This is a genomic window from Chryseobacterium sp. CH21 (assembly GCF_004119445.1).
Taxonomy (GTDB): Bacteria; Bacteroidota; Bacteroidia; order Flavobacteriales; family Weeksellaceae; genus Chryseobacterium.
Window position 1 is genome coordinate 76,583 of sequence record NZ_QICI01000072.1, and the last position, 20,488, is coordinate 97,070.

At 36.6% G+C, this 20,488-nt stretch carries 21 protein-coding genes, 5 tRNA genes and 1 pseudogene; 20 read left to right on the top strand and 7 right to left on the bottom strand.

Going from position 1 to position 20,488, the window contains the following annotated elements; translation table 11 throughout:
- Nucleotides 1–221: 221 nt before the first annotated feature.
- On the top strand, nucleotides 222–848 hold the full coding sequence (locus tag BOQ62_RS16030; RefSeq protein ID WP_129041054.1) for a helix-turn-helix domain-containing protein: 627 nt from the start codon (nucleotides 222–224) through the stop codon (nucleotides 846–848).
- A gap of 205 nt (nucleotides 849–1,053) precedes the next feature.
- Entirely contained in the window at nucleotides 1,054–1,800 is a 747-nt protein-coding gene (locus BOQ62_RS16035; protein ID WP_129041056.1) for a ThiF family adenylyltransferase, read from the top strand.
- Between the two features lie 19 nt (nucleotides 1,801–1,819).
- Here BOQ62_RS16035 and BOQ62_RS16040 read toward each other — a convergent pair whose 3' ends face one another.
- Nucleotides 1,820–2,578 carry a response regulator transcription factor gene (locus tag BOQ62_RS16040; RefSeq protein WP_129041058.1) on the bottom strand — a complete coding sequence of 253 codons (759 nt, stop codon included), beginning with the start codon at nucleotides 2,576–2,578 and terminating at the stop codon, nucleotides 1,820–1,822.
- 125 nt (nucleotides 2,579–2,703) lie between these two features.
- On the opposite strand from BOQ62_RS16040, the gene BOQ62_RS16045 reads away from it, so the two are divergent.
- The 14 genes and pseudogenes from BOQ62_RS16045 to BOQ62_RS16105 all read left to right on the top strand — a co-directional run bounded on the left by BOQ62_RS16045 (nucleotide 2,704) and on the right by BOQ62_RS16105 (nucleotide 15,649).
- Nucleotides 2,704–3,288, top strand: coding sequence for a hypothetical protein (locus tag BOQ62_RS16045; RefSeq protein WP_129041060.1), 585 nt, complete (start codon nucleotides 2,704–2,706; stop codon nucleotides 3,286–3,288).
- Nucleotides 3,289–3,413: 125 nt separating this feature from the next.
- On the top strand, nucleotides 3,414–5,810 hold the full coding sequence (locus tag BOQ62_RS16050) for an outer membrane beta-barrel family protein (protein ID WP_129041062.1): 2,397 nt from the start codon (nucleotides 3,414–3,416) through the stop codon (nucleotides 5,808–5,810).
- Between the two features lie 88 nt (nucleotides 5,811–5,898).
- The gene (locus tag BOQ62_RS16055) at nucleotides 5,899–6,078 is read left to right on the top strand and encodes a class I lanthipeptide (RefSeq protein ID WP_076595229.1); all 180 of its coding nucleotides are present in this window, start codon (nucleotides 5,899–5,901) and stop codon (nucleotides 6,076–6,078) included.
- A 55-nt stretch (nucleotides 6,079–6,133) separates the two neighbouring features.
- Entirely contained in the window at nucleotides 6,134–6,313 is a 180-nt protein-coding gene (locus BOQ62_RS16060; protein ID WP_076595230.1) for a class I lanthipeptide, read from the top strand.
- Between the two features lie 54 nt (nucleotides 6,314–6,367).
- Entirely contained in the window at nucleotides 6,368–6,547 is a 180-nt protein-coding gene (locus BOQ62_RS16065; RefSeq protein WP_089693423.1) for a class I lanthipeptide, read from the top strand.
- Between the two features lie 52 nt (nucleotides 6,548–6,599).
- The gene (locus BOQ62_RS16070) at nucleotides 6,600–6,779 is read left to right on the top strand and encodes a class I lanthipeptide (protein WP_076595230.1); all 180 of its coding nucleotides are present in this window, start codon (nucleotides 6,600–6,602) and stop codon (nucleotides 6,777–6,779) included.
- A 62-nt stretch (nucleotides 6,780–6,841) separates the two neighbouring features.
- Entirely contained in the window at nucleotides 6,842–7,006 is a 165-nt protein-coding gene (locus BOQ62_RS16075) for a class I lanthipeptide (RefSeq protein ID WP_175579922.1), read from the top strand.
- An 80-nt stretch (nucleotides 7,007–7,086) separates the two neighbouring features.
- Nucleotides 7,087–8,259: a lanthionine synthetase LanC family protein gene (locus tag BOQ62_RS16080; protein ID WP_129041064.1), complete on the top strand. Its 1,173-nt coding sequence runs from the start codon at nucleotides 7,087–7,089 to the stop codon at nucleotides 8,257–8,259.
- The gene (locus BOQ62_RS16085; RefSeq protein ID WP_129041066.1) at nucleotides 8,259–9,416 is read left to right on the top strand and encodes a lanthionine synthetase LanC family protein; all 1,158 of its coding nucleotides are present in this window, start codon (nucleotides 8,259–8,261) and stop codon (nucleotides 9,414–9,416) included. Before BOQ62_RS16080 ends, BOQ62_RS16085 begins: the two co-directional genes overlap by 1 nt.
- A gap of 1 nt (nucleotide 9,417) precedes the next feature.
- On the top strand, nucleotides 9,418–10,365 hold the full coding sequence (locus BOQ62_RS16090; RefSeq protein WP_129041068.1) for an LLM class flavin-dependent oxidoreductase: 948 nt from the start codon (nucleotides 9,418–9,420) through the stop codon (nucleotides 10,363–10,365).
- A complete protein-coding gene (locus tag BOQ62_RS16095; protein ID WP_129041070.1) occupies nucleotides 10,346–11,944 on the top strand; it encodes a lantibiotic dehydratase in 1,599 nt (532 codons plus the stop codon). Before BOQ62_RS16090 ends, BOQ62_RS16095 begins: the two co-directional genes overlap by 20 nt.
- 46 nt (nucleotides 11,945–11,990) lie before the next feature.
- Nucleotides 11,991–12,416 (top strand): annotated as a pseudogene (locus tag BOQ62_RS23910) (lantibiotic dehydratase); the annotation flags it as partial.
- 39 nt (nucleotides 12,417–12,455) lie between these two features.
- The gene (locus tag BOQ62_RS23445) at nucleotides 12,456–13,445 is read left to right on the top strand and encodes a thiopeptide-type bacteriocin biosynthesis protein (protein WP_410494213.1); all 990 of its coding nucleotides are present in this window, start codon (nucleotides 12,456–12,458) and stop codon (nucleotides 13,443–13,445) included.
- Entirely contained in the window at nucleotides 13,442–15,649 is a 2,208-nt protein-coding gene (locus BOQ62_RS16105) for a peptidase domain-containing ABC transporter (protein WP_129041074.1), read from the top strand. The genes BOQ62_RS23445 and BOQ62_RS16105 overlap by 4 nt, the downstream gene beginning before the upstream one ends.
- Nucleotides 15,650–15,773: 124 nt before the next feature.
- On the opposite strand, the gene BOQ62_RS16110 is transcribed toward BOQ62_RS16105, so the two are convergent.
- The 6 genes from BOQ62_RS16110 to BOQ62_RS16135 form a co-directional block, all read right to left on the bottom strand.
- A complete protein-coding gene (locus tag BOQ62_RS16110) occupies nucleotides 15,774–16,478 on the bottom strand; it encodes a hypothetical protein (protein WP_129041076.1) in 705 nt (234 codons plus the stop codon).
- Between the two features lie 163 nt (nucleotides 16,479–16,641).
- Nucleotides 16,642–16,725, bottom strand: a tRNA-Leu gene (locus BOQ62_RS16115).
- A gap of 78 nt (nucleotides 16,726–16,803) precedes the next feature.
- Nucleotides 16,804–16,885: transfer RNA gene (locus tag BOQ62_RS16120), tRNA-Leu, on the bottom strand.
- Between the two features lie 121 nt (nucleotides 16,886–17,006).
- Nucleotides 17,007–17,090: transfer RNA gene (locus BOQ62_RS16125), tRNA-Leu, on the bottom strand.
- Between the two features lie 6 nt (nucleotides 17,091–17,096).
- Nucleotides 17,097–17,172: transfer RNA gene (locus BOQ62_RS16130), tRNA-Gly, on the bottom strand.
- A 4-nt stretch (nucleotides 17,173–17,176) separates the two neighbouring features.
- A tRNA-Leu gene (locus tag BOQ62_RS16135) sits at nucleotides 17,177–17,258 on the bottom strand.
- 179 nt (nucleotides 17,259–17,437) lie between these two features.
- Here BOQ62_RS16135 and BOQ62_RS16140 point away from each other — a divergent pair.
- From BOQ62_RS16140 to BOQ62_RS16155, 4 genes are read left to right on the top strand one after another with little or no spacing between them, the layout of a single operon-like run.
- A complete protein-coding gene (locus tag BOQ62_RS16140; RefSeq protein ID WP_129041078.1) occupies nucleotides 17,438–17,815 on the top strand; it encodes a DUF3127 domain-containing protein in 378 nt (125 codons plus the stop codon).
- A 60-nt stretch (nucleotides 17,816–17,875) separates the two neighbouring features.
- Entirely contained in the window at nucleotides 17,876–18,529 is a 654-nt protein-coding gene (aat, locus tag BOQ62_RS16145; RefSeq protein WP_129041080.1) for a leucyl/phenylalanyl-tRNA--protein transferase, read from the top strand.
- Complete coding sequence (locus BOQ62_RS16150; RefSeq protein WP_129041082.1) at nucleotides 18,516–19,394, top strand: DMT family transporter; 879 nt, start codon at nucleotides 18,516–18,518, stop codon at nucleotides 19,392–19,394. The genes aat and BOQ62_RS16150 overlap by 14 nt, the downstream gene beginning before the upstream one ends.
- A 47-nt stretch (nucleotides 19,395–19,441) precedes the next feature.
- On the top strand, nucleotides 19,442–20,305 hold the full coding sequence (locus tag BOQ62_RS16155; protein WP_129041084.1) for a hypothetical protein: 864 nt from the start codon (nucleotides 19,442–19,444) through the stop codon (nucleotides 20,303–20,305).
- Nucleotides 20,306–20,488: the final 183 nt, after the last annotated feature.

Genomic DNA, 20,488 nt, shown 5'->3' on the forward strand with positions numbered 1-20,488 from the left:
TTTCTTTTTCAATCATTAAGATTCTCTGAGTCTCATCTTTCAACGTGATGTTAAACTCATAATCTAACAACTATTCTTTGACCGTTCTGAATATTTGATTTCTCATGATGGCTGGTTGAGTGTTTTATTTTCTCTACATAAATATAAAATCTTCAAAATGCAAATATTATTAGCAGTCATTCATTCCAGATTCTCTATCTTTGCAAAAAGAATTAGACAAAATGAGCTTTTTTGGAGCTAATATTAAAAAAATAAGACAAATAAAGGGTTTAAGCCAAAAAGCTTTTGCTGATTTATTTGATCTAAACAGAGGAGTCATAAGTTCTTATGAAGAAGAACGTGCCGAACCGAAGATTGAAACCTTATTAAAAGTAGCCCATTATTTTAACCTTACTCTTGATGAGTTACTGACCGAAACCATTCATATAACCCATCTGGCAAATGTTTCTGACATTAACCAGCTTATGCTTTTTCCAGAGCTGGCTATTCAAAACAGCAAAGAACCAAAGACAAAAACAGAAGAAAACAACCCAAACGCATTAATATTGCAAAAAATATTAGCATCCGTGGATTTGGTTTATGAATTTACTTCTGAAAAACAATTGCTTGCTCAATATAACTACGGAGACATTATATTTTTAAATAAGTCTGATTTAAAAAATGACTCTTTATCCAATCTTTTACTCCATAAAGACGGCCATCTTCAATATGCTTCTGAAATTAAAATAAAAAACACAGATCATCAGGAATATTATAAGATTGTAGGCTACGTTTCTACAGCTGATAAAAATATTTTCACCGATATTTTTAAAAGGCTGGAAAATCTTGAAAATAAAGTCAAGAATTAATAGATCAGATAAAAAATGATCTGTAATTGCTTTTACACCTTATTTTAATCACCATTTAATGAATAATAGAAAATATTATTCTTAAAAAAACCTTTATTTACTCTATGTTTTGCATGCTTTTATTTTGATTTTCAGGATCAAAACTAAACTATCGTGTAGTCAGAATTACTACACATCCACCTATTTTTGTATTAAAATAGAAGCAATGGAAACAAAATATTCTCGAAACAGGTTATACGTACAGAAAGAAGAGCAACAAGCAATAAAAGATTTTTCTATTTTGCTTGCAGGAAGCGGAATTGGCAGCAATATTGCCGAATGTGCCCTTCGTTTTGGCTTTGAAAATATTACCATTGTGGATGGTGACACTATTGAACAGTCTAATCTGAATAGACAAAACTATACCCATCAGGATATTTCCTCCTATAAAGCTGAAACCTTATACCACCGGTTAAAAAGCATTAACCCGGATGCCAATATCCGGTACCGGAGTGAATTTATCACGCCTGATAATGTTCATGAAATAATCGGAGATCATGATATTGCGATTAATGCACTGGATTTTTCAAGCAATATTCCCGTTGTTTTTGACAAAATATGCCAGGAAAGAGGAATACATGTGTTGCATCCTTACAATCTTGGCTGGGGAGGTCTGGTAGCTGTTCTGGAACCTGATGGGCTTCCTTTGGACATCCTTTCTGATGATAATTTTAACGAACTGAAAATGGTAGAGTACATTGCCGGCTATCTGCGGTTTTGGAGAACTCCCAACGAGTGGCTTGAAAATATTATTGACGACTATAAGAAGGAAAAAGAAAATCTTCCTCCTCCTCAGTTGGCCATCGCTTCATGGATTGTTGCCGGAATGTGTACTCACGTCATGTTCAAAATAGCCACAGGAAAGCCTTACAAAACTTTTCCTCAGTTCTATATGAATGCTATTTCCGAATAGCTACTTATGCGCTATGCTCTTAGATCAGTTTGTAATTGGTAGCGTAAGATAATGCTTCTGTAATATTACTTACTCCCATTTTATCGAAAAGTTTTCTTCTGTGAAATTTCACGGTATCTCCTGTTACATAGATCTTATCGGCAATTTCGTTAATGGTAAGTCCCTGGGCATATAACCGCAAAATTTCGGCTTCTCTTTCCGAGAGCTTTACTTTTTCTTCTTTGATCCATCTGTTATCTTTCAGATCATAATTCCAGATTTCATCTGTTCCCTGCTTTACAATAGAGATATTTCCGGAGGCGTGGTTATGGGATAAAGAGACTATACACATAGCTTTCCACATTTTACCTTCTGATGAAAGGAAAAGAGGGGTAAGCTTGTGGTTGATAAGGATGGTGTTTTTACTTTCATTCACTAAATGAAAATCGTAGGAAATGGTATATAGTTTTCTTTCATTCACCGGCAGATTTTCATAAAATTCAAACCCTACTTCATTGATTTTAAACAATAGATCCAAATCTTCTTTTTTCACGTGCCGGAAATAGAAAGCGTAGCCCATGGTTTCTACTTCTTTAGGAGTATGATCACAAAGAAATAATGGGTTATCTGATACATACTCAAAGTTTTGTTTCTGATAGTCGATGACATACAGACTCATGTAAGTGATTCTCGCAAATGCTTTAATGACCTCAAGGTAGTCAGAAGTCTGGTTATTCTCTGACTCTGAGATCGCTGCAATGCTGTTTTTATTTGAAAAGAATTTTCCAATCTCTTCCATAGTTCAGTTTTTAAGGTACAGTTTTTAGGTTACTACACTTTAGTGTAGACTTTAAGGAATCTACACTAAAGTGTAGCATATCCCACTATTCAGTGTAATAATTTTACCATAAAGATAAAAAAAATATGGAACATCTTAACTTTTATTCTTTAAGTAATAAAAACTTATACGAATTAGCAGAATTTGTTGTTACCGAAAACTTTAATCATCATGAAAGTTATTCTGATACCGATCAGTTTAAGGCTGAAGTAGAGGAGATCTATCATGAAGAGAAGAACTTTAAAAAGTCTAAGATTTTTGTTTCCAGAGATCACGATGGTAAGATCAATGGTTCTATAAGAGTTTTTAAATGGAACCATAAGGATATACTTCCCCTGGAAAAACTTTTCCATATCAATCCTTCTTCTTTTATCAAAAACAAAACAACCAACATCTGGCATATCGGAAGATTTGCTATTAAAAAAGGAATTGATAAAACGGGTTTTGGAATTTTCAAAACATTAATGGCTTATGCAATCAATGAAGTTTGCTGTAACAAAAATTCTGTTGCTATCGCTGAATGTGATGCGAAGCTTTTGAAAGTTCTTAAGCTAATGGGAATTGAAGCTGTTACATTAGCTGAGCCTATCCATTATCTGGGTTCTGAAACCATTCCTGTAATGCTTACTTATAACGGGCTAAAAAATTTCCTTGATAAGAACTATCATTAATGTCTACTCATGAGCTTAGCGCCCTACACCAAAGTGTAGTATTACAACAAACGGCCTAAAACTACACTTGCGTGTAGCCTCTTTCAAACCACAACATTCTACATTTGAAATATAAAACAAAAGACATGACAAAGAAATACTTAATACCGTTATTATCCTTCATAGGAATGGGCGTTCACCTTAACGCTCAGAGTATTTCCGGTAAAGTATCTGATGAAAAGGCAAAAAATATTTCTTATGTAGAGGTTATCCTCCTGGCAGGAGACAATAAGTTCTCTACAATGACTGATGAAAATGGGCTTTTCTCTATAAAACTTCCCAAAGCAGATTCTTATAAAATGGAATTTTTCCTGAACGGAAGCAAAGTATACGAAGGAAATGAAAATATAGAAGGCGAAATTACAAGAAGCTATACTATAAAAGATAACCAACAGGAAAGCCAGGAGATCCAGGCCATCAGCCTAACCAAAAAGAAAAAGCTGGTAGAAAGAAAAATAGACCGTCTTGTCTTCAATGTGGAAAATTCGGTTGCAGCAACGGGAGGAACGGCAATAGATGCTTTAAAAACGACTCCTTTGGTTCGTATTCAGGATGAAAAGGTATCCATTGTAGGAAAAGGAGAGGTTTTGGTCATGATTGACGACCGTATTCAGAGAATGTCTCCGGATGATTTGTCAAGTTTATTAAAATCTATTCCTTCAGACAATATCCAGTTTATTGAAGTGATTACTACTCCACCAGCAAAGTATGATGCAGAAGGAGACAGCGGGCTGATCAATATCAAACTGAAAAAAGGAAAAGCGAATTCCTGGAATGCCAACATCGGAGGTAATTATACTCAGAAAACCTATGCAGGAGGTGGGCTTCAGGGAGCTTTTAACTACAATAGAAACAGACTGTCGTTACAGGTAACGGCCAATACGAATTCTCAGAGACTTCGGACAACATCAGACAGTAAAATCTACTATCCTGATGAGCTATGGATTCTGAATGTAAAAAATAAGTCTGAAGAGAACAATCTCGGACTGGGGCTTGGCGTAGATTATAAAATATCTGATAAATGGACTACAGGGGCAAAATATCTGGGCAGTTTTACCAGAAATACCTCATCCAACAGCCCTTTCACCTCGAGGTTTAATCCGGCAGGAGCTGTTAACTCCTACATTACCTCTGATGTGGATGCGAATAATAAGCCTAATATGAATTCTCTTAACTGGTATAATACTTTTAAGCTAGATTCTGCAGGCACAAAAATCACTACGGACTTTGATTATTTCCATTACAGAAAGAGTGATTACAACTTTTATGCAGGAAATGAGCTGGATCCTCTGAGAAATATTCTCCCGGGAAGCTTTTTCTCGGCTACGAATACGAATGTGAACCGTATTGAAAACTACTCCGGGAAAGTGGATGTAGAAATGCCGCTGAAATGGGCTTCTTTGAGCTTCGGAGGGAAATACACCTATACCAATACGAACAATGATCTTGTGGTTATGGATCATAAAACCGGAACTCCAGTCTTGAATACAGATCAGTCGAATATCTTTAATTATAAAGAGCATAATGAAGCATTATATGTTTCTGCAAGCAAAAAGCTGGGCGAAAAATGGGAAACACAGGCCGGATTAAGAATGGAAGCGACACAGACAACGGGTTATTCTCACAATCTTAATCAGACCAACAAAAATGATTATGTGAAGTTATTCCCGACAGCATATGTCACTTATAATCCGAATGATAAAAACTCATTCTCACTTAACTACAGCAGAAGGATCCGCAGACCGAATTTCGATTATCTGAATCCGTTTGTGGTACGTACAAGCCCTTATTATTATTCGGAAGGAAATCCTTTTTTAAAGCCTTCTATTATTGATAATATAGAGTTTTCTTATGTGAGAAATCAGAAGTGGGTATCTTCTGTGTATTATTCTCAGGTATCGGATTTCAGCCAGGATCTGTCTATTCTGGATCCTGAAACAAATATCACCAGAAGTACACCGTTGAACTATGCCAATACGTATCAGGTAGGAGTTTCCACCTATTACAATTTCAATAAATGGTCTTGGTGGAACAGCTTTACAGGGTTTAATGTGAATTATCAGAAAGTAAAATCCAAAACAGATTTCATCAGTTCAATAGACGGATACAATGCTTATTTCTATTCAAATAATGATTTCACACTGAATAAATCTAAAACTATATTCTTCAGTGCGAACTATGGGCTTCAACTTCCGGGACGTTATCAGATCTTCCACATCTCAACGATGAATATTCTGGATGTCTCTATGAAATTCCTGCTTCTGGATAAGAAACTGACACTTACAGTTACCGGAATGGATCTTCTGAACGGCCAGCGCCCTGTAATCACTTACGAATCTAATGGGGTGAAAACAGACTTCAGCAGCTATGGCGACACCAGAGGGGTGAGGGTTTCTTTAAGTTACAAATTCGGGAACAAAAATCTGAAATCTGAACAACAGAGAAACTTCGGAAACGAGGACGAAAGAAACAGAATTAATTAATCAACTATATACTTGCAAGTAGGGTCCAATAAAGGTTTTATGACTTGAAAAGATAACCACAATCAACTATTTTAAAAATTTTAAAATCATGCACAAAATTAAATTAACAAAAGGTTTACAGATCAACAAAGAACAAATCAGCAAGCTTCAGGAGGAGCAAATGAATAGCCTTAAAGGAGGGGTTAACAGCCTTCAGGCAGCCGCTCAGTCTTGCGGACAGTGTTCTTGCGGTGGAAATACAGTTGTGAAAACAAGAGCAGCTCAATAATCCACAATCCAAATCACATTTACAATAAACAATAACAATCTAAAAATTAAACATCATGCACAAAATTAAATTAACAAAAGGTTTACAGATCAACAAAGAGCAAATCAGCAAATTACAGGAAGAGCAAATGAACAGCCTAAAAGGTGGGGTTAACAGCCTACAGGCAGCGGCTCAATCTTGCGGACAGTGTTCTTGCGGTGGAAACACAATTGTAAAAACAAGAGCAGCTCAATAATCAGCACTCCAAATCACATTTAAAATAAACAATAACAATTTAAAATCAAACATCATGAACAAAATGAAATTATCTAAAGGACTACAGATCAACAAAGAACAAATCAGCAAACTTCAGGAAGAGCAAATGAATGGTCTTAAAGGAGGAGTAAACAGCCTACAAGCAGCAGCTCAGTCTTGCGGACAGTGTTCTTGCGGTGGAAATACTGTAGTACAAACAAGAATTGCTAAGTAATTCTCATAATAAGTCGAAAATATTTATACAAACAATCTAAAAATTAAACATCATGCACAAAATTAAATTAACAAAAGGTTTACAGATTAACAAAGAGCAAATCAGCAAATTACAGGAAGAGCAAATGAACAGCCTTAAAGGTGGGGTTAACAGCCTTCAGGCAGCAGCGCAGTCTTGCGGACAGTGTTCTTGCGGTGGAAACACTATTGTAAAAACAAGAGCAGCTCAATAATCAGCACTCCAAATCACATTTAAAATAAACAATAACATTTAAAATTAAACATCATGAACAAAATGAAACTAACTAAGGGTCTTCAAATCAACAAAGAGCAAATCAGCAAATTACAGGAAGAGCAAATGAACAGCCTAAAAGGAGGAGTAAACAGCCTTCAGGCAGCAGCACAATCTTGTGGACAGTGCTCTTGCGGTGGAAACACTGTGGTACAAACAAGAAAGTAATCTTCTCCTATAAAAGAGGGAGCCGGATGAACTTCTCTCCCTCTTTTAAAAAAATTATATAATCTCACAGCTCTCACATCATGCAAAAAGAAAAACTAATCATCTCAGAAATAGAAGAATGCATCCGTAAAAAAGAAGCTTCCCTTACCGGAATAGGTCTTAATAACGGAATTCTAAGTGCTTCAATGTTCTATTATTATCATTATCTAATGACCGAGGAATCGGAATCTTTAGAACTGGTAACCCATTATATTGAAAAGTCTCTGTCTGTTTTAACAGAAGATTATAAAAGCCTTCATTTTAATGATGAAATAAGAGAGCTGGGATTATATCTTATATTCCTGAAACAGCAGGAAGTTTTAGACAGCGAAATAGATTCTTTACTGGAGAATATTGATGAAATTCTTGAAGAAATTCTGATCCAGAAAACAGAGAAAGGAGATCTTGATCTTACCAGCGGTTTTCCAAGTTTTGCCAAGTATTTCGTATTGAGAAATCCTGATGATAAAAAACATCTGATAAACAACACCCTGGATAAAATCATTGAGCTTACTCAAACTCACGAAAGCGGAAGCTACTGGAAATTTGATCTTCGCAATAGAGAAAATCCCTATGTAGAACTGGGCTTAGGACACGGAACTACAGGAGTCATCAACTATTTGTTATTCCTTTTCAAAAATAACATCTACACTCCGAAATCTTTAGAGCTTATTCACACAGGACTTTCATTCATCTGGAACTGTAAAGAAAATACCACAGACTATATCACTCTTTTTCCGTTCAATGCCTTTGAAGAGGTTTATATAGATTATCACAATCTGGCTTACGGCGAAATAGGAATTGGATACACTTTTTACAATGCCGGAATTCTTTTAAACAATAAAGACTACTGCGACAAAGGACTACAAATATTGATCAATACTACAAAATTTAAAGACACTGATCAGTCTGCCATCCTTGAACCAGGATTAATTTATGGTTCTGCCGGATTATCCGCATTGTATAAAAACCTTTATCATCTTACTGAACAGGATGTATTTCTGGAAGCCAAAGAGTACTGGCACCAGCATCTTATTCAGTCTAAGAAAAATGAAAATGAACAATGGGCAGGATTCAATGCCTATTACAATGCAGAATTCGACAATATTAATATGGCCTTAGGCCAAGGCATCGCAGGAATTGGTATTAATCTGATGAACAATATCATGACCTCCAATCACAATTACGTTTCATTCTATAATTACGATCTATAATGGAAACTCTACAATCTCAAAACATCACTACCCTGCTTCAGGAATACGATCAAAAGCTTCTTGATTTTGATTATGGAAATTTACCGGACGGATTGCTTTATGGAAAACTGGGACTTCTGCTTTATTTCCTTGCACAGTATCAAATCTCCGGAAATGATATCTATGTGAACAAAGTAGGCGCTATCCTGGAAGAAGTATTTGAAAATGGTAACCTGCAAAAAGAAAACAATGTATACACACTCCCAAATCTATCCAAAGGAATGACCGGACTGGGCATTATTCTGAATTTGCTAAAACAGGACGGACTTATTCAGGATGATTTTGATGAACAGATTGCAGACATCGGAGAACTGATCTTCCAACAGTCTGTCACCATGCTGAATGAAAACAATTATACTTTTTTTGATGGACCTATAGGAAATCTTCACTATTTCAACACCATCGGAAACGAAAAATACAGCAGCGAAATCGTAAACATACTTTATGACGAATGTATTTCTCACCCCATTCCATTTGAAAACAAGCTGAATGACAGCTATGCAGATGGTATTAACTTAGGATTCAACTATGGCTACCTCTCTATTGTTAATAATCTTTTAGCCCTTCCGGTAATAACGCATAAAGCAAGACATATCATTAACAACTGCCTGGACTTCATTATCTCCAATTTTGATGTTCACGAAGTAGAAAATGCCAGAATATATAAACCATATAATTACAAAATAACTCAAAACCTGCTAAAGCCTTTCCATAATAACAGACTTTGCTGGTGCAACAGTGATCTTTCTTTCTCTTATCTTTTGTATAAAACAGGAGAAACACTACAGGAAAACAGATATACAGAAATGGCTCACGAGCTGGGTTTAGAAACCACAAAAAGGAAAGTAATGGCCAACACAGGAATAGAATTTATCCAGTATTGCCACGGAACCTCAGGACTTGTACAGCTTTACCATGAGCTTAATGAAAAAGACAGCCATCCTGAATATAAAAAAGCAAAAAATTTCTGGACGAAAAGATCACTGGAAATCCTGGAAAACGAACTGGATCAGCCATTCACCGAGCAGGACAGTAATTTACTCTTTGGAAAAACAGGAGCCCTGATTGCTCTGAATGACAAAATAGACAAAACTAAATACCTAAAATTTTTACTGTAACATGAAAACAAAAAGCATAGGATTACTAGAACTAGGATACAGAAGCGGCAAAGATTCCATCACAGCTCTTAACGATGTAGTTGATTATGCCCTTCATGCAGAGAGATTAGGATACAGCAGATTCTGGCTGGCAGAGCATCATTATTCCCACCTTAAGAATCTTGCCTTTTCAAACCCGGATATCGTGATTGCCATGATTGCCGGAATGACAGAAAAAATAAGAGTAGGCTCAGCAGGAACTTCAGTTCCCAGTTACTCTCCTTATGCTGTAGCTACCAATTATAAGCTGATCAACAATATATTCAACGGGAGAATAGACCTCGGTCTGTCCAAAGGAATCCCGGAAAGTAACCATACGAAAAACCTTTTAAATCCTGATATTCTTGAAAAAGGTACCGGAGTGGTTTTTAAAGAAAATGCCCAGGAGATCCACGAGCTTTTCTATTCTGAAGCAGAAAGAAACGAGAAAGAAGGAATCTTAATTCCTCCCTACGGCGGCCTGATCCCCGATCTATGGTATCTTTCTTCTTCTTTGAATAATCTGGATGATGCCGTCAGTTTACACTCAAATTACTGTGTATCAGCATTTCACGGAAACGGAAAGTTCCTTGACAGTTTTGAAGGTAAAAAAGAAGAGATCAACAGATACAGGGAAGCATTTGAAAAGAAAAATGGGTTTATTCCCCAAACCTCACTGGCACTTGCCATCAACCTCTCAGAAGTAAACGAAATAAAATCTGATGCCGATGAGTCCGAAGCTTTTAAAATTCTCCACCTCAACTTTGAAGAGCTTTTTGAACTCATTGAAAAACTGGATGAACAGCTGGGCGTAGATGAATTCATTTTATATGATACAGAAGCGGACAGTGACAAGAAAATAGAAAACGCTGAAACGATAAGCAATCATTACAATTTACAATCTATTCAACATGAAAACGCAGTTAGATAACATTAATATTGGCTTTATGAGAAACTCTTTGTACTCATTCAGACAATATAACAACATACCGAAAAATACAGCAGATCTTGATCATTTTGTGCTTGAATTATGGAATGATGAAGTCTTCAGAGAATCTGTTTTCTTAGCTTCTTATGAGCTGTATAATGAATGGGCAAAATTATGCCAGGATGATCCGTCTTTATCTCAGGTAAAGAGAAACAGAATAAACAATTCTATCCTGAAATACTACATCAGAATTACCACCAGATCTACTCCGTTCGGAACATTTGCTTCGCATTCTGCTTTTGAACTGAATTCAGAACATAAAAATATAGAAGCCGGAAATATGGATGCTATCCACCGGTATACAACGCTGGATCTGTCTTTCCTTTTTCAGGTTATTGCATTGATCAACAGAGACTTTCCGGAAGTTCACGAATATGAACTTAATGACTCTATCTATAAGTTAGGTGATTATTACCGATATATCGAAACTTCAGTACAAAATGAAAAAAGAGTCTACACGTTAAGCTCATTGGAAAAAGATGAACTTCTGGATTTTCTGGTTGAAACCACTGCCAACAAGTCTTACTCATTCGACAGCCTGGTTGCTCTGGTTGCGGAAAACGTAGACGGAGTTTCTGAAGAAGATGCAAAATATTATATCTTCAGCCTGATTGATGCGCAGTTCTTCAAAAGCAACTTCGATATCTGCTTAAACGAACATTCCCCATTGTGCCAGATCATTGATTATTTAAATTCAAAAAAAGGCATCGCTCCTGAACTGGACGCTTATCTGGAAATCCTCATCAAAATGGAAGACTATATGAAGCTGCTGAACTCCGGAATTGGACAGCCTCAGGAATATTACAATGAAATATTTGCACTTGCCAATCAGTTTTCCATTTTATATGACAGAAAATACCTGATCAATTCTTCATTAAAAAGAAACCTGGATTTCTCTCCGGTGACCAGAGAAGATCTTTCCAAAATCAAAAAAGGAATCAACACTTTATCTTGTTTCTGGGACAAAGGAAGCGAAACGGTGAATGAAAATTTAGAAAAATTCAAGAACGCTTTTTACACAAGATATGAAGAAAGTTTAGTGCCTTTGGTAGAAGTATTGGACAACGAAAGCGGTATAGGGTATATTCAGGAACAAAACAGCGAAAATGATTTTTCTTCCCTGTTGGATACATTGAGCTGGCCGAATTCAGATACGGATTCATTTTCTATCACTTACAATAAAAAGATCCATGAGTTCTGGAGAAGACTCATCAATAAAGCCAATATCAACGGAGAAACGTCCATAGACCTTAGCCAGCATGATATCAGCAGCCTTCAGAATACAGATGAAGTAAGCCTTGCAAGATCTATTGCAGTAATGATAGAAAAAGCGTCTGATAAAATTGCTATCTCTTCAGTAGGAGGTACCAGCGGAGCCAATCTTATCGCCAGATTCTCTAATGAAGATGAAGAAATTCTTGCCCCGATGAACAGAATCATCAAAGAAGAACAAAATGATGATCATTTATCTACGCAGAACTGCTTCATTTACCAGATAACAGAGCGGGAAATATCCTTCTGAGACAGGTAAAAGAGGAAACCAGCTTTCTTACCTTACGAAACCTTCAGCTTCGGAAAACACTATCAGCCTGAAGGACCTTTACATTAAAATGATTGATAAAAGAATCGTTCTATTCCATAAAGAACTGAATAAAGAAGTAAAAATCTTCCATTCTACTGCACATAATTTTGATTATAATTCGCTTCCTGTGTATCAGTTCTTATGTGATCTTCAGCATCAGGATGTTTCCACCGCATTGGTTTTAAATATTGGAGATACCAATTACCTGATGTATGATTATATTCCCCGCATCACCTTTGGTAATGATATCATCTTTACACCGGCCTTATGGAGAGTATATCAGAATGAAGTATCAGGAATAAAGGCTAAAAACAACACGGAAAGCATTAAAAAAGTAAAAGAATATCTCTCCGATAAAAAAGTAAACCGATATTTCTTTATTTCTCAGGGAGACAATAAGTTACTGATCGACACGGAAAATGGCAACCTTTTATTATTCCTGGTAGAAGAACTGAGGTCTAAAGAAATGGTAACGCTTACAGAATGTCTTTACGATCTTGAGGCAGATGAGTTCAACAATGAGATTATCATTCCCATGATCAACAGAAGCTATACTGCATTTAAAACTGAGCTTGACCAGCATCTTTTCAATGCCAATATTGCTGACAATAAATTCATCCCCGGAAACAAATGGCTTTACTATAAAATCTATTGCGGAAACAAGTTCTCAGACAAAATATTACAGGACGTTTTCCCGGAGCTTTTAACCCAGCTCAACGAGGAGGATCTGATCAAAAAATGGTTCTACATCAGGTACAGTGATCCTGATAACCACATCAGACTAAGACTGGAAATCAATGACGATAACCTCACCAATACAGCCCAGATCATCACTACTTTCAACGATTATTTCGATAAATATATCAGCGAAGGAATCATTAATAAAGTGGAAATGGGAACCTACGACAGAGAATATGAAAGATATGAAGGTGAATTTATCGAGACCGCAGAACATATCTTCCACTATGACAGTAAACTGACCGTGAATCTATTGAAAAATGTTCCAAATAATGATGATCTCTGGTTATATGCCATCAAAAGTATTGACGCTTATTTCGATGTTTTCAATCTGGATCTGGATAAACGATATGAAGTCATCAACAAGATTTACAACCAGTTTCAGAAAGAGTTTAATGTAGACAGCAACCTGAAAAAGCAGCTCGACCTTAAATACAGAAGCAATCTGAATATCATCAGTGAAATTGTAGAAACAGATGAGAATCCATACTTCTCAGAGTTTGTCAATGCGGTCACAGAAAACTGTAAGGAAATAGAAAAGCTCAAGACTATTCAGAAAGAAAGATTAGTGAGCAGTTTTATTCACATGCATATCAACAGACTGGTAAGATCCAGACACAGAATGCATGAACTGATCATCTACGGCATCGTAGAAAAGTATTATAAAATGAAAATCGGCAAAAGAAAATATCTAGTATCATGAAGCTAAAATTTATTCCTCAACACGACCAAATGGACTGTGGTCCTGCATGTATCGCAATGGTGGCTTCCTACTTTGGCAAGCAGATTCCGTTACATTTTTTGAAAGAAAATGCCAACCTATCCAGAGAAGGAGTTAGCTTACTGAGTATCAGTGAACTGTGCGAAGATATTGGATTTGAAACCTATCCTGCCAAGCTTACCTTGCAGACTTTGGACGAAAACGGCAGCCTGCCTTGTATTCTTCACTGGAATAAAAACCATTTTGTGGTGCTTCTTGACGTAAAGAAAAGCCTTATTTCAGGAAAAAAACGCTACAAAATTGCAGATCCAAGCCATGGAATAATCTGGCTGAGTGAAAAAGATTTCCTTAAAAGCTGGCTGTCTGACGGAGAAACCGGAATTGCCCTTTTTGTAAGCCCTACCAACAGCTTTTACCAGCAAACCTTCCCGGAAGAAGATAAACTGAGTATTTCTTTTGCCATGAAATATTTCAAAGAGCACAAAAACAAATTCCTCTTTTTATCCGGAATGCTGCTTATCGGAAGCTGCCTGAGTCTTGTGTTCCCATTCCTTACGCAAACACTTATTGATAAGGGAGTTAACACAAAAGATGTAGATCTTATTACGATCATTTTGGTATCCCAGGTGGTTTTATATTTAGGAAGCATCACCATAGAAATTCTCAGAAACTGGCTGATGCTTTATATCGGAACCAGAATCAGTATATCCATTATTTCAGACTTTTTGAAAAAGATGTTACTGCTTCCAATGGGCTTTTTTGATACCAAAATGAAGGGAGATTTTACCCAGAGAATCCAGGATAATGAGAGAATAGAAGATTTTCTTACCTCTCAAAGCCTTATGACCTTCTTCTCTATGGTGACTTTCCTTGTGTTTTTCGGAGTGCTTTGGTATTATAATGTTACAATTGTACTTATTTATTCCTCTCTAACGGCATTATCATTAGTTTGGGCCCAATATTGGCTGAAAAAAAGAGAAATTCTGGATTATTACAGATTCCGTGAAAAAGGTCAGAGCCAGGAAAGCGTTTATGAGATCCTGAACGGAGTTTCTGAAATGAAATTAAATCAGTTCGAAGACTATAAAAGACAGGAATGGGAAGGGATTCAGAATAAGCTTTTCAAAACAACCCTTCGTATTCTAAAAGTAGATCAGTATCAGTTTTCCGGATTTGAATTTCTTAACCAGCTGAAAAACATTTTCGTTACGTTCTTTGCTGCATTGCAGGTTGTGAAAGGAAATATGACCATTGGTGAATTATTAGCAATATCTTACATCATCGGACAGCTAAACTCACCTGTTAATCAAATGATTTCTTTCTTCCGCTCTTTACAGGATGCGAAACTGAGTCTTTCAAGATTAAATGAAGTTCAGAATCACGAAGAAGAAGAAAAAGAGGGAATGAAAGCGTTGGAAGTAGGCAATACTTATTCAAAAGATGAAGAGAGAGGGATTACCTTAAATAATGTTTCTTTCCAGTATGAAGGGCCGAAATCTCAGTTTGTTTTAAAAGATGTCAACCTGTTTATCCCTGAAGGCAAAGTTACAGCCATTGTAGGAGCCAGCGGAAGCGGAAAAACAACATTGATGAAACTACTGTTGAAGTTCTATAATCCTACTGAAGGTACCATTCATTATAACGAAGACGATATTCTTACCCTTTCTCCTAAAAGCATCAGAGAAAACTACGGAGTGGTAATGCAGGACGGATTTATTTTCTCCGATACCATCGAAAGAAACATTGCTACCAGCGAAGTGGAAATCAATACCAGAAAGATGGAAAATGCGGTAAGAGTAGCTAATATCTCTTCCTTCATAGATAATCTTCCGTTAGGATACAGTACTAAAATAGGGGCTGCCGGCAACGGAATCTCCGGAGGTCAGAAACAAAGGGTTCTTATTGCAAGAGCAGTGTACAAAAACCCGCATTTTATCCTCTTTGATGAAGCAACCTCTGCGCTGGATGCCGAAAATGAAAAGATCATTCATGACAACCTGCAGGAATTCTTCAAAGGAAAAACGGTAATTATTGTAGCACACCGTTTAAGCACCGTAAAAAATGCAGACCAGATTATTGTTCTGAAAAACGGAGCCGTTGTTGAAAAAGGAAACCATCAGGAGCTGGTCAACAAAAAAGCAGATTACTACAGTCTTGTTAAAAACCAGCTTGAATTAGGCAACTAATCACCTCTCAATATATTTTTGACCGTTTCGCAAACTGTGAAACGGTTTTTATTTTAATAAAACGAAACCCTTTGTAGTATATTTACAAAGGGTTTTACATTAGTCTTAAAATATTGTAAATCAATTATTTAAAATATTTATCCTCAATGTTTTTATTATAGTATAACTCTACAAGCGTTGCTTCCTGGTTACCATCTTCAGAAACAAAAGTCGATTTGGTAGCATTCCAAAGATCTCCGAATTTTTTATAATCACTTTGCAAAACTGTAGAGAAGGTATTTTTTTCTCCATTTTCAACCGTTTCTTCTTTGCTAAGAAAGAATGATTTTATATCATAATAAAGATAAGAGACTTTACCTGTTACATACGTTTCTTTTATTTTATAATAGAGCTTATCAGGATTTTCTTCAATAAGTTCAATCTTGTATAGTTTGGGATCTATATAAGCCAGTTCATTTATAATATACTTTCTGTCTGCTTTATCCTTAAATTCAGCTGGATCAGCCAACTTTCTCTCTCCGTTCACCAGCTCATATCCTGTTTTACCATCAAACCAAGATCTGTAAACAATTCTTCCCTGATATTCGATTTCAAAACTTCCTTTATTGGGTACCATTTCTTTCGTAATCCAATTCACATTTCGCCCGTCCATTACCGTTTCTGACCTGGAATAAAGGGTTTTTATACTGCTTAAAAGCTCTTTTCCTCCTCTTGCCTGAATGGCTTTTTCAATAATTTGCAGGGCATTCTTTTCGCTGGATATCTGTGAGAGCAATTGGTTAGAAGTAGCTATCATACTAACGATTGCCATCATATTCAATAATTTCATGGTTTTATTTTTTCTGAGGCAAATGTACCAAAAGACATGATAAACTCTCTCTTTTGGGTACAGTATTTTGAAATTATAATGAATCAGATCCTAAAAACGAGTGCGATAATTTTCATATTAAAAAACAAAAAAAGCCCTCCGTAATCTCTTACAGAGGGCTTTGTACCCCAGACGGGACTTGAACCCGTACGTCCTTGCGGACACAGGATTTTAAGTCCTGCGTGTCTACCAGTTCCACCACCAGGGCATGGTGTGGGTAAAAAAAAAGATTCGAACCAGAGATTCCAACCTTCTTAAATAATTCTAAAAGACTCTTTTAGAATAGTGCGGATGAAGGGACTCGAACCCCCACGCCTCACGGCACCAGATCCTAAGTCTGGCGTGGCTACCAATTACACCACATCCGCAGATTTACCATTCTCTTTTTACAGATTCCGGCTATATTTCTTACAAATATAAAATTTTTATTTAAAAGAACACTCTCTATTAAAACAAAAAACCCTCCGTAAGATATTACAGAGGGTCTTGTACCCCAGACGGGACTTGAACCCGTACGTCCTTGCGGACACAGGATTTTAAGTCCTGCGTGTCTACCAGTTCCACCACCAGGGCATGGTGTGGAGCGAAAAACGGGATTCGAACCCGCGACCCCAACCTTGGCAAGGTTGTGCTCTACCAGCTGAGCTATTTTCGCATAGTGCGGATGAAGGGACTCGAACCCCCACGCCTCACGGCACCAGATCCTAAGTCTGGCGTGGCTACCAATTACACCACATCCGCTGGTTTTTTTATACTGTAAGTTTTAAAGAGCTTGCTTCGTTTTTGTGAGTGCAAATATAGGACAATTTCCTTTAGCACCAAACTTTTCAGGAAAAAAAATTAAAAATTCCACATTTTTTTTTCACGGCACCTTTTATTACATTTCATTTTCTTACTTTTACATCGTTAATATTTACGATATGGAATTACAAGGAACGGTAAAGAAACTTTTTGATGCTCAAACATTTGCGAGCGGGTTTCAAAAAAGAGAAATGGTTATTTTGACCCAGGAACAGTATCCACAGCCGATAAACATAGAATTTTTGTCTGATAAAATCAGTTTATTAGATAACCTTAAAGAAGGTGAAAACGTAAAGGTAGGAATCAATATCAGAGGTAGAGAATGGGTTTCTCCTCAGGGTGAAACGAAATACTTCAACTCTATTACAGGGTGGAGAGTAGAGAAAGTTTCTGAGAATGCTTCACAACCTACTCAGGCTATGCCACAGCAGTCAGCATCTCCAGTTTCTAACGAAAATCCGTTTGCCGGAGACGATGATGATGATTTGCCTTTCTAATTAAAGAATAAAGATCAAATATAAATCCTGCTTTTTGAAGTGGGATTTTTTTTCTAAAAAATGGTTCGATTAGACGAAAACGAGATTTCATTCCCTGACCCTGAACTGTATGAGGGCCATGAGGGAGTAGTTGCTTTTGGCGGCGACCTGTCTGTAGAACGCATTTGGTTTGCCTATCAGCTGGGTATTTTTCCCTGGTACAATCCTGGAGAAGAAATTCTCTGGTGGTGCCCGGATCCGAGATTTGTTCTGGTTCCGGAAGAGCTGAAGGTTTCAAAATCAATGAGGAAGATACTGAACAAAAATGTTTTTACTTTCTCAGAAAATCAAAATTTCAGGGAAGTAATCAGAAATTGTCAGCAGGCAATACGAAAAGGACAGTCAGGAACATGGCTTTCTGATGAACTGATGGATTCTTTTATCCAACTTCATGAATATGGACTGGCCAAAAGCATTGAAGTTTGGCAGGACGGAGAGCTTGTAGGTGGTTTTTATGGGTTACAAATCGGGAACGTTTTTTGTGGCGAAAGCATGTTTGCTAAGGTGAGCAATGCTTCCAAAGCAGGATTTATTCATTTTGTAGAGAGCAACAAAAACAAGTTTGAACTTATTGATTGTCAATCACATACCGAGCACCTTGAAAGCCTGGGTGCAAAAATGATTCCTAAAAAAGAGTTTCTAAAAATCTTACACGAAAATAATGAACGCAGATAAAGAAAAATGGGTTCTTCTGATCATCCTGAGTATTATATGGGGATCGTCTTTTATTTTGATCAAAAAGTCTCTGGAGCATTTTAATCCGTATCAGGTAGGCTCTTTAAGGGTTCTTATTGCCGGGATTATTTTACTTCCGGTTGCGATTTCCAATTATAAACTTTTCCCTAAAAAACATCTGAAGTGGCTAATTTTGGCTGCTTTTACAGGGAATTTTATTCCTATGTTTTTGTTCCCGATTGCGGAAACTGAAGTGAGCAGTAGTATTGCGGGAATTATCAATTCCATGATGCCTATTTTCGTGATTATTGTAGGTGCGTTGGTATGGAAATTCGAAACGACTAAAAAACAGATTATAGGGACATTAATAAGCTTCACAGGAGTTTGTATTCTGGCTTTTGGCGGTGGTGACAGCGGGGAATTGAAAATGATTCCGATTTTGCTGCTGTTATTGGCTACTTTATGCTATGCAATGAGTACAACGACTGTAAAATCAAAGCTTATGGAAGTTTCCTCCACGGTCTTATCTGCTTTTGTATTTTCATTTGTATTATTATTTCCATCCGTTATAGCATTAACAAGTACGGGATTCTTTTCGGAATTCAGCTTTTCCAGGGATAATCTAATGGGACTTATGTTTGTGAGTCTTTTATCTGTTTTCGGAACCGGTCTGGCAATGACGATGAATTACCGTTTACTGAAAGTTTCCTCTCCCCTTTTTGCCTCTACAGTTACTTTAATAATGCCTATTGTGGCTATTATCTGGGGAATTATAGATGGTGAGAAACTGACGTATTTACAATTTATAGGAGCAGGAATTATTATTGGCGGGCTTATATTTTTAAGAACAAATCCAAAAAAATAAAATCATATTATAAATTAAATTATATTTGGGTGATTTAACTTATAACTATGAAAAAACTTCTACTTTTTGGCATTTTAGCCTTATCTGCAACTTCATGCTACAGTTCCGATGACACTCCTTTTGACAACAGTGATCCATCTGCTCAGAACGTGATTCTTCCTACAAAAATGACGAAGGATGGCATTGTCATGAAAATCAATTACAATGGAACCAAAATCATCAGCATGATTAACAACATTAATCATGGACAAAGAATTGAGTTCACTTATACTGATGATTATGTTACGGGAATTAAAAATTACGAAAATAATGTTCTTGAAAGCACAGTTGAATACGGGTATAATAGCGGACGTATGGCAACAGCAGTTACAAAAGAATATTCTACCACCGGAGCATTAGAGAATACAGTTACATTTACCTATACTTATACTAGTACTACTGAGATTAGTGTAAAAAGGCAAACCAATTCCGGAGCTGCAGGTTCTTCTACCATTAACAGCGTATTTACTTATAACAATGGAAATATGGTGAGCAACGTAGGTTCAGGAACAGGAACCGTTAATGGAAATACGGTTAATTACACTGAGAAAGAGACTTATACCTACACGGACAAAAACTATCCTTTTAAAAATATAAAAGGCTTTGATAAAATCATATTCAATGGAAATGAAAGTGATGGGGTAAGCATGTTATTCTCAAATATAAAAAACTCTTTAAGCACTTACAAAGGTGAGTTCACCAATACTACCGCCGGAGGAGGAACAGGTAGCGGCACCAGTGCCCATAAATACACAACCACATTTAATAGTGCGGGTTACCCATCTGTAGAGGACAGACAAACGCTGGATATCAATGGAAACCCAACCAGCAGTGCTCCTGATAAATTTGTTTATGAATATAATTTTCAATAAAAAAAACCTGCATTTCAGCTAGTCATGGTCGGAAGAAATTTCCGACCATTTTTATGTTTTAAGTTTTGAAGACTTTTGCAGGATCACCCCCCGCAAATATTATTAAAATTGCGGTAATCATATCCCGAAGTTCCATAGCGATGCGTCTTTTAGCTGTTTTATATCCTAAATTGTTTACTTTTT

Excerpts from the sequence above, each read along its gene's own strand:
- BOQ62_RS16030 (WP_129041054.1), top strand. The coding sequence starts at position 222 with ATGAGCTTTTTTGGAGCTAATATTAAAAAAATAAGACAAATAAAGGGT.
- BOQ62_RS16035 (WP_129041056.1), top strand. The coding sequence starts at position 1,054 with ATGGAAACAAAATATTCTCGAAACAGGTTATACGTACAGAAAGAAGAG.
- BOQ62_RS16040 (WP_129041058.1), bottom strand. The coding sequence starts at position 2,578 with ATGGAAGAGATTGGAAAATTCTTTTCAAATAAAAACAGCATTGCAGCG.
- BOQ62_RS16045 (WP_129041060.1), top strand. The coding sequence starts at position 2,704 with ATGGAACATCTTAACTTTTATTCTTTAAGTAATAAAAACTTATACGAA.
- BOQ62_RS16050 (WP_129041062.1), top strand. The coding sequence starts at position 3,414 with ATGACAAAGAAATACTTAATACCGTTATTATCCTTCATAGGAATGGGC.
- BOQ62_RS16055 (WP_076595229.1), top strand. The coding sequence starts at position 5,899 with ATGCACAAAATTAAATTAACAAAAGGTTTACAGATCAACAAAGAACAA.
- BOQ62_RS16060 (WP_076595230.1), top strand. The coding sequence starts at position 6,134 with ATGCACAAAATTAAATTAACAAAAGGTTTACAGATCAACAAAGAGCAA.
- BOQ62_RS16065 (WP_089693423.1), top strand. The coding sequence starts at position 6,368 with ATGAACAAAATGAAATTATCTAAAGGACTACAGATCAACAAAGAACAA.
- BOQ62_RS16070 (WP_076595230.1), top strand. The coding sequence starts at position 6,600 with ATGCACAAAATTAAATTAACAAAAGGTTTACAGATTAACAAAGAGCAA.
- BOQ62_RS16075 (WP_175579922.1), top strand. The coding sequence starts at position 6,842 with ATGAAACTAACTAAGGGTCTTCAAATCAACAAAGAGCAAATCAGCAAA.
- BOQ62_RS16080 (WP_129041064.1), top strand. The coding sequence starts at position 7,087 with ATGCAAAAAGAAAAACTAATCATCTCAGAAATAGAAGAATGCATCCGT.
- BOQ62_RS16085 (WP_129041066.1), top strand. The coding sequence starts at position 8,259 with ATGGAAACTCTACAATCTCAAAACATCACTACCCTGCTTCAGGAATAC.
- BOQ62_RS16090 (WP_129041068.1), top strand. The coding sequence starts at position 9,418 with ATGAAAACAAAAAGCATAGGATTACTAGAACTAGGATACAGAAGCGGC.
- BOQ62_RS16095 (WP_129041070.1), top strand. The coding sequence starts at position 10,346 with ATGAAAACGCAGTTAGATAACATTAATATTGGCTTTATGAGAAACTCT.
- BOQ62_RS16105 (WP_129041074.1), top strand. The coding sequence starts at position 13,442 with ATGAAGCTAAAATTTATTCCTCAACACGACCAAATGGACTGTGGTCCT.
- BOQ62_RS16110 (WP_129041076.1), bottom strand. The coding sequence starts at position 16,478 with ATGAAATTATTGAATATGATGGCAATCGTTAGTATGATAGCTACTTCT.
- BOQ62_RS16140 (WP_129041078.1), top strand. The coding sequence starts at position 17,438 with ATGGAATTACAAGGAACGGTAAAGAAACTTTTTGATGCTCAAACATTT.
- aat (WP_129041080.1), top strand. The coding sequence starts at position 17,876 with ATGGTTCGATTAGACGAAAACGAGATTTCATTCCCTGACCCTGAACTG.
- BOQ62_RS16150 (WP_129041082.1), top strand. The coding sequence starts at position 18,516 with ATGAACGCAGATAAAGAAAAATGGGTTCTTCTGATCATCCTGAGTATT.
- BOQ62_RS16155 (WP_129041084.1), top strand. The coding sequence starts at position 19,442 with ATGAAAAAACTTCTACTTTTTGGCATTTTAGCCTTATCTGCAACTTCA.